Origin of the sequence: Streptococcus ovis DSM 16829 (assembly GCF_000380125.1) — a bacterium.
Lineage (GTDB): Bacteria > Bacillota > Bacilli > Lactobacillales > Streptococcaceae > Streptococcus > Streptococcus ovis.
On sequence record NZ_KB904581.1, the window covers coordinates 99,458 to 112,869 of the forward strand.

The 13,412-nt window shown below is 40.6% G+C and carries 12 protein-coding genes; 3 read left to right on the forward strand and 9 right to left on the reverse strand.

Annotated elements, in window-relative coordinates; translation table 11 throughout:
- Positions 1-3: 3 nt before the first annotated feature.
- Positions 4-2,457: a DNA gyrase subunit A gene (gene gyrA / locus A3I9_RS0109295; RefSeq protein ID WP_018378759.1), complete on the reverse strand. Its 2,454-nt coding sequence runs from the start codon at positions 2,455-2,457 to the stop codon at positions 4-6.
- A 200-nt stretch (positions 2,458-2,657) separates the two neighbouring features.
- Here gyrA and A3I9_RS0109300 point away from each other — a divergent pair, with 200 nt between their 5' ends.
- Positions 2,658-3,641 carry an L-lactate dehydrogenase gene (locus tag A3I9_RS0109300; RefSeq protein ID WP_018378760.1) on the forward strand — a complete coding sequence of 328 codons (984 nt, stop codon included), beginning with the start codon at positions 2,658-2,660 and terminating at the stop codon, positions 3,639-3,641.
- A gap of 294 nt (positions 3,642-3,935) precedes the next feature.
- Here the strand turns inward: A3I9_RS0109300 and A3I9_RS0109305 are convergent, their stop codons facing one another.
- From A3I9_RS0109305 to A3I9_RS0109345, 8 genes are all read right to left on the reverse strand, one after another.
- Positions 3,936-4,892: an ABC transporter permease gene (locus A3I9_RS0109305; RefSeq protein WP_018378761.1), complete on the reverse strand. Its 957-nt coding sequence runs from the start codon at positions 4,890-4,892 to the stop codon at positions 3,936-3,938.
- Positions 4,889-5,953, reverse strand: coding sequence for an ABC transporter permease (locus A3I9_RS0109310; RefSeq protein ID WP_018378762.1), 1,065 nt, complete (start codon positions 5,951-5,953; stop codon positions 4,889-4,891). The genes A3I9_RS0109305 and A3I9_RS0109310 overlap by 4 nt, the downstream gene beginning before the upstream one ends.
- 1 nt (position 5,954) lies before the next feature.
- Positions 5,955-7,481 (reverse strand): ABC transporter ATP-binding protein, encoded by a 1,527-nt coding sequence (locus tag A3I9_RS0109315; RefSeq protein ID WP_026217421.1) that lies wholly within the window; start codon positions 7,479-7,481, stop codon positions 5,955-5,957.
- Between the two features lie 182 nt (positions 7,482-7,663).
- Positions 7,664-8,725, reverse strand: coding sequence for a BMP family lipoprotein (locus A3I9_RS0109320; RefSeq protein ID WP_018378764.1), 1,062 nt, complete (start codon positions 8,723-8,725; stop codon positions 7,664-7,666).
- 81 nt (positions 8,726-8,806) lie between these two features.
- Positions 8,807-9,193, reverse strand: coding sequence for a cytidine deaminase (locus tag A3I9_RS0109325; protein ID WP_018378765.1), 387 nt, complete (start codon positions 9,191-9,193; stop codon positions 8,807-8,809).
- Between the two features lie 319 nt (positions 9,194-9,512).
- Positions 9,513-10,175, reverse strand: coding sequence for a deoxyribose-phosphate aldolase (gene deoC, locus A3I9_RS0109335; protein ID WP_018378766.1), 663 nt, complete (start codon positions 10,173-10,175; stop codon positions 9,513-9,515).
- 16 nt (positions 10,176-10,191) lie between these two features.
- Positions 10,192-11,469 carry a pyrimidine-nucleoside phosphorylase gene (locus A3I9_RS0109340; protein ID WP_018378767.1) on the reverse strand — a complete coding sequence of 426 codons (1,278 nt, stop codon included), beginning with the start codon at positions 11,467-11,469 and terminating at the stop codon, positions 10,192-10,194.
- Positions 11,466-12,056: a class I SAM-dependent methyltransferase gene (locus A3I9_RS0109345; protein ID WP_018378768.1), complete on the reverse strand. Its 591-nt coding sequence runs from the start codon at positions 12,054-12,056 to the stop codon at positions 11,466-11,468. The genes A3I9_RS0109340 and A3I9_RS0109345 overlap by 4 nt, the downstream gene beginning before the upstream one ends.
- Positions 12,057-12,185: 129 nt before the next feature.
- Between A3I9_RS0109345 and coaA the strand changes: the two genes are divergently transcribed.
- Both coaA and rpsT read left to right on the forward strand, forming a co-directional pair.
- Entirely contained in the window at positions 12,186-13,106 is a 921-nt protein-coding gene (gene coaA / locus A3I9_RS0109350) for a type I pantothenate kinase (RefSeq protein WP_018378769.1), read from the forward strand.
- Positions 13,107-13,163: 57 nt separating this feature from the next.
- Entirely contained in the window at positions 13,164-13,412 is a 249-nt protein-coding gene (rpsT, locus tag A3I9_RS0109355; protein ID WP_083903973.1) for a 30S ribosomal protein S20, read from the forward strand.

Below are 13,412 nucleotides of genomic sequence, written 5' to 3' on the forward strand. Positions count from 1 at the left end.
CACCTATTCTGTTTCTTCTGTTTCATCTTTTTCTTCTTCGGCTGCTACTAAAGCAAAGGTTACAATCTTGGCATCATCATCTAGACGCATAACTTTTACGCCCATTGTCGCACGACCAGTTTGAGAGATATTGGAAATATTTGTCCTAATAACAACCCCGGTATCTGTCATCACCATCATGTCTTCATCACCAGAGACGGTTACTAGTCCAGCTAAATGACCATTTTTCTCAGCGACATTTAGCGTCTTAATCCCTTTACCACCACGTCCTTTGGTAGGATATTCAGTAGCTGGTGTCCGTTTGCCATAACCATTTTCTGTCAATACTAAGACTTCTTGATCATCCGAAATCACTGATGCCCCTACAAGATAATCCCCAGAACGTAAATTTACACCACGGACCCCTGTTGCAGAACGTCCCATATTGCGGACATCCGTTTCCTTGAAACGAACAGAATATCCAAAATTCGTTCCCATGATAATATCAGATTGACCATTGGTTACAAAGACCGTAATGAGTTCGTCCTCGTCTTTAAGATTCAAAGCCTTCAAACCATTTTGACGAATGTTTCCAAAATCAGCTACACTCGTCCGCTTCACAACTCCCTGACGAGTTGCAAAGAAGAGATACTGCTCATCATTGCTTTCACGCCCAACATTGATAACTGTTTGGATAAATTCATTTTCTTCCAGTTTCAGCAGATTGACAATTGGCAAGCCTTTGGCTGTCCGTCCGTATTCTGGAATTTCATAGGCCTTCAAACGGTAAACGCGCCCCTTATTCGTAAAGAAGAGTAGGCGGTCATGGGTGCTTGCCGATACCAAGTCTTTCACAAAGTCATCGTCCTTCACACCAGTCCCTTGAACACCACGTCCACCACGTTTTTGTGCACGGAATTCATCTTGAGATAAGCGTTTGATGTATCCTTTATTTGACAGAGTAACCAGGACATCTGACTCCTCAATCAAGTCCTCGTCTTCAAGTGACAATACTTCTCCCACCATAAGTTCAGTACGGCGTTTGTCCGCGTATTTACGTTTTACTTCCGTCAATTCTTCTTTGACGATTGCGACAACTCGCTCTGGCTTCGCCAAAATATCCATCAAATCAGCAATCAAAGCAATCAACTCATCATATTCAGATTGGATTTTATCTCGTTCCAATCCAGTCAAACGACGCAGACGCATATCTAAGATAGCCTGGCTTTGGCGTTCTGACAAGTTAAATCGGCTCATCAATTCAGCTTGCGCTTCTGCGTCCGTCTGTGAATTACGAATAACTTTGATGACCTCATCAATATGATCCAGGGCAATCAATAATCCTTCTAAGATATGAGCACGAGCTTCGGCCTTTTCTTTGTCAAACTCGGTCCGACGAACCACTACTTCTTTCTGATGTTCCACATAGGCAGACAGAATTTCCTTAATAGAAAGGACCTTAGGCACGCCTCCTTGGATGGCCAACATATTGAAACTGTAATTGGCTTGCAATTGGGTCAATTTGAAGAGATTATTCAAAATGACATTGGCTGACGCATCACGACGCACTTCAATCACAAAACGAACACCTTCACGGTTTGACTCATCACGGACTGCGGTTATCCCTTCAATCCGTTTTTCCTGTGCTAAACGAACGATGTGATCATGTACTTTAGATTTATTGACCATGTACGGAAACTCTGTGACCACAATCCGCTCACGACCATTTCCAAACTCCTCAATCTCTGTACGAGACCGCAGGACAATTGAACCCTTACCTGTTTCATAAGCACGGTGAATCCCTGATTTCCCCATGACCAAAGCCCCAGTTGGAAAGTCTGGTCCAGGCAATACCTCCATGATATCACGTGTAGTAGCCTCTGGATTATCCATAATCAAATGGACGGCATCAATGGTCTCACCTAAGTTATGTGGCGGAATATTGGTTGCCATACCAACCGCAATCCCTGTTGTTCCATTCACTAAAAGATTTGGGAAACGAGCTGGTAAGACTTCTGGTTCACGCTCGCTTGCATCATAGTTATCTGCAAAATTGACTGTATTTTTATTAATATCACGCAGCATCTCGAGCGCAATTTTACTCATACGTGCTTCTGTATAACGCTGTGCAGCGGCACCATCCCCATCCATCGAACCAAAGTTTCCGTGTCCATCAATGAGCATATGGCGGTAACTCCACCACTGAGCCATACGGACCATAGCTTCATAAATCGCACTATCTCCGTGTGGATGGTATTTACCCATGACATCCCCGGTAATACGAGCAGACTTCTTGTGAGGCTTGTCCGGTGTAATCCCTAGCTCGTTCATTCCATACAAAATACGGCGATGAACAGGTTTCAATCCATCACGCACATCAGGAAGGGCACGAGCCACGATAACACTCATGGCATAGTCAATGAAACTGGTCTTCATCTCGCTGGTTAAATTGACATTTACTAAATTTTTATCTTGCACTAAAACTGCCTCTTTTCCACTAGAAAATACTAAACCTATTATACCATATTTTGATACAAAATTAAGCTATTTAACAATCCACCTTTTTCAAATGTAAACATTTTCAACCAGCCGTATTTACTTGAGAAAGAAGCCAAAAAGTGCTAGAATACTAATGGTTGGAACTAGTTTCCAAATAATATAAAGGAGAAGTTTAGCAAATGACTGCAACTAAACAACACAAAAAAGTAATCCTCGTCGGTGATGGTGCCGTGGGTTCAGCTTACGCCTATGCTCTTGTCAACCAAGGAATTGGTCAAGAATTAGGGATTGTTGATATTAACAAAGATCGTACACAAGGTGATGCTGAAGATTTGAGCCATGCCCTTGCCTTCACTTCACCAAAGAAAATCTACTCTGCTGACTACTCTGATGCACACGATGCGGACCTTGTCGTTTTGACAGCAGGTTTGCCACAAAAACCAGGTGAAACTCGTCTTCAATTGGTTGAAAAAAATCTCCGTATCAACCAACAAATCGTGACTGAAATTGTTGCTTCAGGCTTTAATGGTATCTTCCTTGTTGCTGCAAACCCAGTAGATATCTTGACTTACTCAACTTGGAAATTCTCAGGTTTCCCTAAAGAGCGCGTTATCGGTTCTGGCACTTCTCTTGATACTGCACGTTTCCGTCAAGCATTGGCTGAAAAAATTGGTATTGATGCACGTTCTGTCCATGCTTATATCATGGGTGAACACGGTGACTCAGAATTTGCCGTTTGGTCACATGCAAACGTTGCTGGTGTGAAATTGGAACAATGGTTGCAAGATAACCGTGATGTTGACGCTCAAGGTTTGGTTGATTTGTTTATCTCTGTACGTGATGCTGCTTACTCAATCATCAACAAGAAAGGTGCTACATACTACGGTATCGGTGCTGCCCTTGCTCGTATCACTAAAGCTATCTTTGATGATGAAAAAGCCGTTCTTCCTCTTTCTGTATTCCAATCTGGTCAATACGAAGGTGTTGAAGATGTCTTCATCGGACAACCTGCTATTATCGGTGCACATGGTATCGTTCGTCCAGTCAACTTGCCATTGAATGACGCTGAATTACAAAAAATGCAAGCTTCTGCAAAACAATTGAAAGAAATCATTGATGATGCTTTTAAAAACCCAGAAATTGCTGCCTCTGTAAAACAATAAGGTAGACTTAAACCTGTTTCGTATTTCGTATCGAAACAGGTTTTTTGATTACATTTTTATAAGCTTTATACTTTAGTTACGGATGACGTCATGACCTCCTCATTACTCACACCCCTTCTCTCCATAGTTCCTCTAAGTCAGCCATCGCCATCGCAGTTAATAAAGAGCAAAAGTAGCCTTTCTAAATGGTTTATTGGGCAATTTAATTTTACCAAGACTATCGCAACCATGCAAAAAAAGCAACGGCAAATCCGTTGCTTTTTTTGGAGCCAAGGGATTATTGCCCTAAACTCTTTATTTTGATTTAATATAGTTCACACCATCTGCTTTTGGAGCAACAGATTGTCCAAAGAAGGCTGCAAGAGCGATAATTGTCAATGCGTAAGGGGCAACTTGCAAGTAAACGGTTGGAATACTTGACAAACCTGGCAATTGGCTTCCGATAACCGCCAAACTTTGTGATAATCCGAAGAATAATGAGGCTGCCATAGCACCAATTGGATTCCATTTACCGAAGATAACAGCAGCTAAGGCGATGAAACCAGAACCAACAATTGTTGTTGCTGAGAAGTTGATATTTACTGTTTGAGCACTTACTGCACCTCCAACACCACCCAGGAATCCAGCAATTAGGACACCGGCATAGCGCATCAAGTAAACATTAATTCCCAACGTATCTGCTGCTTGTGGGTGTTCACCAACAGAACGTAGGCGCAAACCAAATTTTGTCTTATAGAGAACAAACCAAGCGAGGAATGTAGTAACAATTGCTACGTAGCCAAACAAGCTCGTATTTTTAAAGAACAAATCACCGATAACAGGAAGATCTGCTAATACTGGGAAGGAAAACTTCCCAAATGATTGGCGAATACTATCAGTCTGTCCTTTCCCATAAATCACTTTCACAAGAAAGACCGCCAAAGCAGGGGCTAATAAATTCAATACTGTACCAGAGACAACGTGATCAGCACGGAAGTTTATGGTTGCGGCTGCGTGAATAATAGAGAAAGCTAGGCCGGCAAGTCCTCCGACTAAAACAGCCATAAATGGTGTAGCTTTACCAAGTGTATCAGCGAATTCAAGGTTGAATACTACACCTGCAAAGGCACCAATGACCATGATTCCTTCGAGACCTACGTTAACGATACCAGCTCTTTCAGAAAATACACCGCCAAGACTAGTAAAAATCAATGGGGCGGAATAAATGAGCATCTGAGAAATCAGAAGAGCAAGAATTGTCATTAAACTCATGATTTTGCTCCTTTCGTTTTCATTCTTGGTTTGATTAATTGTTCAAAAATGAATTTCACACCGACAAAGAAGATAATAGATGCAGTCACAACATTAATCAACTCAGACGGAATTCCTGCACGAACCATACCTGGTGCACCAATTGAAAGGACACCAAACAGGAAGGCAGCGAATGGAATTCCCAAAGGTGCATTTGAAGCAAGAAGGGCGACAGACATACCGTTGAAACCAATACTGAGGTTAGATCCTTGAATGTAAACATTTTGGAATGTTCCTAATCCTTCAATAGCTCCCCCGAGTCCAGCAAGTGCACCTGAAATAACCATAGAAAGGATAATCGTCCGTTTAGCAGACATACCTGCATAATCAGAAGCTGATGGGTTCAGACCAACTGAACGGATTTCGAAACCAAGAGTGGTTTTCGTTAAAAGCAACCAAATGACTACTACTGCAATCAGCGCAAAGAAAATACCAATATTCATCCGAGAATTGTCTGTTAATGCACGTAGCCACTCTGTTTGGTATGAAGCATTGGCCGAAACGTTAATAGATGAATCTGTATTTTTCATCAAAGAATCAGCAAAGACATCACGAATCAAATAGTTACAAATATATAGTAAACTGTAGTTCATCATAATTGTCACAATGACTTCAGAAGTGCCTAGATAAGCACGAAGCACACCAGGGATTGCCCCAGCAATTCCACCTGCTAACATGGCAATCAGCACTGTCATGAAAATCAACAATGGACGGGACATATCAGGATTTTCTAAGGCGAACCATCCAGCAAAAACCCAACCAACTAATGCTTGTCCTGGAAGACCAACATTAAAGAAACCGGCACGGCTTGCTACCGCAAATCCAAGAGCAGTGAATACGAGCGGTGCCATTGCACGGAAAATCTCACCAATTGATTTGACCGTACCAAAAGCTGAGTAAAATAATTCTTCATAACCCCAAATTGGATCATAGCCGAATACTAGCATGATAATTGCTCCAAGAAGCAAACCAGATAAGACGGCTAGGATCGGAATCAAAAGGGCTTGTTTATTTTTTAACATATTATTCTCCCTTCTCTAGCTTTCCACCTGCCATCAAGAAACCAAGTTCTTGCTTATTGGTTTTAGCAGGGTCCACAATACCATGAATTGTACCATCATGAATAACAGCAATGCGGTCTGAAACATCTAAAATTTCATCCAATTCAAAGCTGACAACCAAGACAGCCTTTCCTTTGTCACGTTCACCAATAATCCGTTTACGAATATACTCAATCGCCCCAACATCCAAACCACGAGTTGGCTGGCTAATAATGAGAAGTTCTGGATCACGGTCAATTTCACGGGCAATAACTGCTTTTTGTTGATTTCCTCCAGACATAGCGCGACCAGCCACTACCTCACTTGCTGCACGAACATCAAATTCGGCCATTAAGTTGCGGGCATATTCATTGATTTTTCCATAATTCAACAAACCATTCTTTGAAAGTGGTTCTTTATAATAGGTTTGAAGAGCAAAGTTCTCCGCAAGTGTTAAATCCAAAATCATCCCGTACTTGTGACGGTCTTCCGGCACATGACTTACCTTCATCTCTGTAATTTGACGGGGTGTCTTACCGACAATATTTTCGCCTTTAATGAGGATTTCACCAGATTTCACCTTACGTAAACCAGTTAGAGCCTGAATCAATTCACTCTGACCATTTCCGTCAATACCAGCAATTCCGACAACTTCACCGGCACGGACATCTAAAGAAAGTCCTTTAACGGCTGGAATACCACGATTTTCATTGACCACTAAATCTTTGATAGAAAGAACCACTTCTTTCGGATTTGGAGCAATTTTTTCCGTTTTGAAGGAAACAGAACGCCCCACCATCCACTCAGCCAAATCAGCATTCGTCGCACCAGCAACTGAAACTGTTTGAATGGATTTACCACGACGAATTACCGTTACGGAATCGGCAACAGCTCGAATCTCATCTAGTTTATGAGTGATCAAGATGATAGACTTGCCTTCCTTGACCAAGGTCTTCATAATTTTTAAAAGCTCTGCAATCTCTGCAGGAGTTAAGACGGCTGTTGGCTCATCAAAAATAAGCAAATCAGCACCACGATAAAGGGTTTTAAGGATTTCAACCCGTTGCTGAGCACCAACAGTAATATCGGCAACTTTTGCAGTCGGATCAACTTCCAGACCATAGCGCTCTGACAATTCTTTAATTTCTTTTACGGCTTGCTTAATATTCAGTACACCGTTCTTTGTTGTTTCGCTTCCTAAAATAATATTTTCAGCAACAGTAAAGGCATCCACAAGCATAAAATGCTGATGGACCATCCCAATTCCCAAGTGAGCAGCCTTGGAAGGTGAATCAATTTTCACCACCTCACCGTTGATCGCAATTTCACCAGAAGTCGGCTCTAACAAGCCAGCCAACATATTCATCAAGGTTGACTTTCCAGCTCCATTTTCTCCAAGAAGTGCATGAATTTCGCCACGACGCACATTCAAATTAATATGGTCATTCGCAACAAACTCACCAAAAATTTTGGTAATTTCACGCATTTCAATGACATTATCCGTTGTCATATCATTCTTCCCTTTCGTCTTATAATTTTTTTTCAGCAAAACCTATCTCAATGGATAGGCTTTACTGAGATAAAATTATCTCAGATGATGAAAATCCAGTAACATTTTCATAAAAATAGAAGCTGGGAGCATTGCCCAGCCCCTATCTAGTTGCATTATAGGCAGCGCCTATTGTCTGTAAATTAAGGTTTTTCTGGAACTTCTACTTTACCATCAACTATGGCTTGTTTAGCATCAGCTACAGCTTTAGCTGCATCCTCTGAAAGGTTAGTTTCAGCCAATTCTACACCTTTATCTTTCAATGAGAAGCGTACAACTTCACCACCAGGGAAGTCACCTTTCGCAGCATTGTTTGAAATTTCTTTTACAGAGTTACCTACTTCTTTCAAAGTAGACGCCAATACGAAGTTAGATTTTTTACCATCTTTAGAAGTGTATTCACCTTCAGCAGATTGGTCACGGTCAACACCGATTACCCAAACTTTATCTGCTTCATTACGAGTTTCATTTTCAGCTTTCGCAGCGGCAAAGACACCATTACCAGTACCACCAGATGCGTGGAAGATAATGTCAGCGCCTGATGCATATTGTGCTGAAGCGATAGTTTGACCTTTCGCGGCATCACCGAATGAACCTGCGTAATCGATAGTGATTTTGATTGATTCATCAACAGATTTAACACCTGCAACAAAACCTGCTTCAAAGCGGTCGATTACAACACCTTCCATACCACCGATGAAACCAACATGTTTCGTTTTAGTAGATTTCGCAGCTGCAACACCTGCAAGGTAAGATGCTTCATGGTCAGCAAAGCCAACGCTAACAACGTTATCTAAGTCTGGAACAACTGAGTCAACGATAACATAGTGTGTGTCAGGGTTATTTGGAGCAACATCTGCAATGGCAGTTTCTAAGGCAAAACCAATACCAAATACAAGGTTGTAACCACCAGATACCGCTGCATCAAGGTTTGTTACATAATCTTGTTCACTTGCTGATTGGAAGTATGTAAAACCTTTATCTTTTTCCATGCCGTTTTCTTTACCCCAAGCTTGCAAACCTTCCCAAGCTGATTGGTTAAATGAACGGTCATCTACACCACCGATATCTGTAACAATTGCTGGTTTTACAGCTGCTGAATCTTTAGAATCAGAATCAGATTTGTTAGCAGTACGGCTGCCACAAGCAGCAAGACCAAGAGTAGCGACAGTTGCAAGGCCGAGACCTACAAGTTTTTTGTTCATCTGAATGAACCCTCCTATAAAAATCTTTTGGCAACTAAGTTGCCTATTTAAACAGTTACAGTCTGATGACTGCTTTACAGATTATTTCAAATCTGTGAAAGAATATGGAAGTAATTCCCCGACTGTCATCACGACTGTCGATCGATCTTTAGCAACTAATGTTACTGATAAATCCTGATTAAAAAATTCTGCCATTACCTGACGACAAGCGCCGCATGGAGAAATTGGCTTTTCGGTTTCACCGTAAACCACCAATTCTTTAAACTCTGTCACACCTTCAGAAATGGCTTTAAAGATAGCTGTACGTTCTCCACAATTGGTTAACGGATAAGCCGCATTTTCAATGTTACAGCCTGTAAACACACGTCCATCTTTGGCAACAAGTGCTGCTCCAATTGGAAAATGAGAATAGGGAACGTAAGCAAGCTTACTAGCATCTATAGCAGTTTGAATTAAATCTTTTGACATTGAATGACCTCATTTAAGATAGGCAAATATAGACATGAAACCTAAGAATGCAAAGAATACACCACCTATTACTAGAAATCCAAGTACAGTGTATGGACTAAAATTCGTTTTTGATTCACTTTTCAAAGAATTTTGAATCACCTTTGAAAAGAACAATATCATAGACAGTCCAAGCAAAACAGAGACGATTCCATAAATAATTCCAATAGGAAGTCTGAAGATAAGTGCAAGCAACAGAGCAATGACAATTGTTCTATAATAAATCAGTGGGTGATTTTTTTGCAAAGTGGAGCATAATGGAACCTCACCCTCACATCTATCAGTAATCTGACTCTGCTTTTTGCCCCTTCATGATAGAAACACCTGCTGAAGCACCGATACGAGTCGCACCTGCTTCCACAAATGCAATTGCATCTTCTGTAGAACGTGCACCACCTGAAGCTTTCACTCCAATTTCTGGTCCAACTGTTTGACGCATCAAGGCTACATCATGCACATTTGCGCCACCTGTTGAAAATCCAGTTGAAGTCTTGACAAAATCTGCGCCCGCTCGAACAGCTGCTTGACAAGCTCGCACCTTTTCATCATCCGTCAAAAGACATGTTTCAATGATCACTTTCGTAAGTGTACCATTAGCTGCTTCAACAACAGCACGAATATCATCCTCTACCGCCTGATCATTACCAGCCTTTAATTGACCGATATTGATGACCATATCTACTTCATCAGCACCATTAGCAATCGCATCTTTTGTTTCAAAAGCTTTTACAGCTGGTGTATTTGCTCCCAAAGGAAAACCAATTACTGTACAAACTTTCACATCTGTACCCTTTAATTCTTTTGCAGCAAGTGAAACCCAAGTTGGATTCACACAGACACTTGCAAAATCATATTCTTTCGCTTCAGCGATAATCTTCATGATTTGCTCTTCTGTTGCTTCTGGTTTTAACAAGGTATGGTCAATAAATTTGTTTAATTTCATTTTTCTTCTCCGTACGTTATGAGACAATTTCGATGATTTCTTTCGTCTTTGTCACAACTTCTTCTATTTTAACATTTTTTTGAAAATCTGTAAGCATATTTTCCGAAATTTTTTCATTACTATAAATTGTGGCTACTGTTTCACCGACTTGAACAGCTTCGCCAACTTTTTTATGGAAGACAATTCCGGTTTCATAATCCAATTCATCTGTTTTCACAGCACGACCAGCCCCTAATTTCATAGCAAATAAGCCGAACTCCATAGCAGGAAGCGCAGAAATATAGCCTGCTTGCTCAGCAGGTACTGGAACTTCATAGGCTACTTGAACTGAGCGATATAAATCTTCTAAATCGCCCCCCTGCGCTTGAACCATCTCTTCGAATTTTTTAAGCGCTTGTCCGTTTTCCAAATGACTTCTCACTTCATCAATCGTTTTTTCAACGTTTGCTAAACCGAGCATAATTTGTGCTAGCTCACAGATAAAATGCGTGACATCCTCACGCCCCTTGCCCTGCAAAATATCCAATGCTTCCAAAATCTCAAGACGATTTCCAATACTCGTACCAACCGGCTGAGACATATCTGTTAAAACCGCAACTGTTTTACGGCCAACAGCTTTCCCAAGCTCAACCATAGTAGTAGCTAATTCTCTAGCTTCTTCTACAGTTTTCATGAAGGCACCTTCGCCAACCGTCACGTCCAACAAAATAGCATCCGCTCCAGCTGCAATTTTCTTAGACATCACTGAACTTGCAATTAGAGGAATGGTATCTACCGTAGCTGTCACATCGCGCAGTGCATAAAGAAGTTTATCTGCTTTTACCAATTTATCAGACTGCCCGATAACAGCCACTCCAATATCTTGAACTTGCTGGATAAATTGTTCCTGCTCTACTTCGATATGATATCCCTTAATGGACTCTAGCTTATCTAGTGTACCACCAGTATGTCCAAGGCCGCGACCACTCATCTTAGCAACCGGAATTCCAAAACTAGCTACTAACGGAGCCAAAATCAAGGTCACTTTGTCTCCAACTCCACCAGTGGAATGTTTATCGACCTTTACACCAGCAATTGCAGATAAGTCAATCTGTTCACCTGTTGCCACCATTGCCATGGTCAAATCAGAAATCTCGCGCGTTGTCATACCTTTGAAATAAATTGCCATAGCAAAGGCTGACATCTGATAATCAGGAACTGTTCCTGCTACATAACCATTAATGAGCCACTCAATCTCAGCGGTTGTTAACTCTTGGCCGTCCCTTTTTTTCTGAATGACATCTACTGCTCTCATTCTTTCACGCTCTCAAGGATGTAATAACCCTTGTCCTTCTTCAGTATTTGACAATTACCAAAAACTGCTTCCATTTTGGCTTTCGCACTTGGGGCCCCTTGTTTCTTTTGAATGACGATTGTAAATCGTCCTTGCTCTACCAAATGTGGAAATGCACCTTCGATAATTTCATGTACTACTGCTTTTCCAGCACGAATAGGGGGATTCGATATGATATAGTCAAAGTTTCCTTCAACTTTTTCATAAATATTTGACTGATAGATAACCGCTTCAACCTGATTCATCTTAGCATTTTTTTCAGCTAAATCCAGTGCACGTCGATTAATATCAATCAAAGTCGGTTTGATACCTAAAACCTTTCCCAAAGTCAAACCAAGTGGACCGTATCCACAGCCCACATCCAACAATGTTTTATCTGATTCCAGGTCTAGTGTATTTAAGAGGACTTGACTCCCGTAGTCCACCATCTTCTTGCTAAAGACCCCTGCATCTGTTAAAAAGCGCATTGGAGTCCCTAATAATGTTACCTTCAGCTCATGAATATCATGTGCAGCTGTTGGATTTTCTTCGTAGTACATATCTGTCATAAATTTATTATATCATTTCAGAAAAACGTTTTCAAGGCTTTTCTACATTTCCTTTTTTTCTCTGACGATTTTTCAAAGAATGCGAATCCTTTTCTTCTCAAAAACAGAAAATCATGCTACAATATAGCCATGAAAAATGAATTAAGCAATTTTGAAAAAATCAGCCGTCGTACTTGGCAACGACTACATCGCGATACTACTGTGCCACTCACTCAAGAGGAACTAAATTCCATTAAAAGTTTGAATGATAAAATCAGTTTAAAAGAGGTACTAGATATCTACCTTCCTCTTGTCAATCTGATTACTATCTATAAGAAAGCTAGCGAAGATTTAGCCTTCTCAAAAAGCATTTTCTTACAAGAAAAAAATCTAAGTTCTCCATTTATTATTGGTATCTCAGGGAGTGTTGCTGTTGGGAAATCAACGACTAGTCGTCTATTGCAAATTCTATTATCGCGCCGTTTTAAATGGGCTACAGTCGAAATGGTAACAACAGATGGTTTTCTATATCCAAATAACGTCTTGGAAGAGCACGGCATCTTAGACCGAAAAGGATTTCCAGAATCTTATGATATGGAATTACTTCTAGACTTTTTAGATAGTATCAAAAATGGAGAAGAGTACCAAATTCCTGTCTATTCACATGAAGTCTATGATATTGTTCCTAATCAAAAACAAGTCATTCAACCAGCTGACTTTCTCATTGTTGAAGGTATAAATGTCTTCCAAAACCCGCAGAACCAACGGCTTTATGTCAGTGATTACTTTGATTTAGCAATTTATGTAGATGCAGATGTTGACAATATCGAAACTTGGTATCTTGAACGATTCCAAACCCTTCTCAAATTGGCCGAACAAGATCCAAGCAACTACTACCACCGCTTTACAAAAATGCCTTATAATGAAGTCCTTGCTATTGCTCAAGACACATGGAAGAATATTAACTTGGCCAATCTTGAAAAATATATCGAACCAACACGTAATCGGGCAGATATTATTTTGCACAAAGGCCATAACCATGAAATTGATAAAATTTATCTAAAAAAATAGATTTCTCTTGTCAAAAGTCTTGTTTTCAGATATAATAGTATAGTTAGTATAGAATGGGTGGAGGTGAAACCATTGGCAAACATTAAATCAGCTATCAAACGCGCTGAATTAAACGTAAAACAAAACGAAAAAAATTCAGCTCAAAAATCAGCAATGCGTACTGCTATTAAAGCATTTGAAGCAAATCCTTCTGAAGAACTTTTCCGCGCTGCAAGCTCAGCTATCGATAAAGCAGAAACAAAAGGTTTGATTCATAAAAATAAAGCAAGCCGCGACAAAGCACGTCTTGCAGCTAAACTTGCTTAA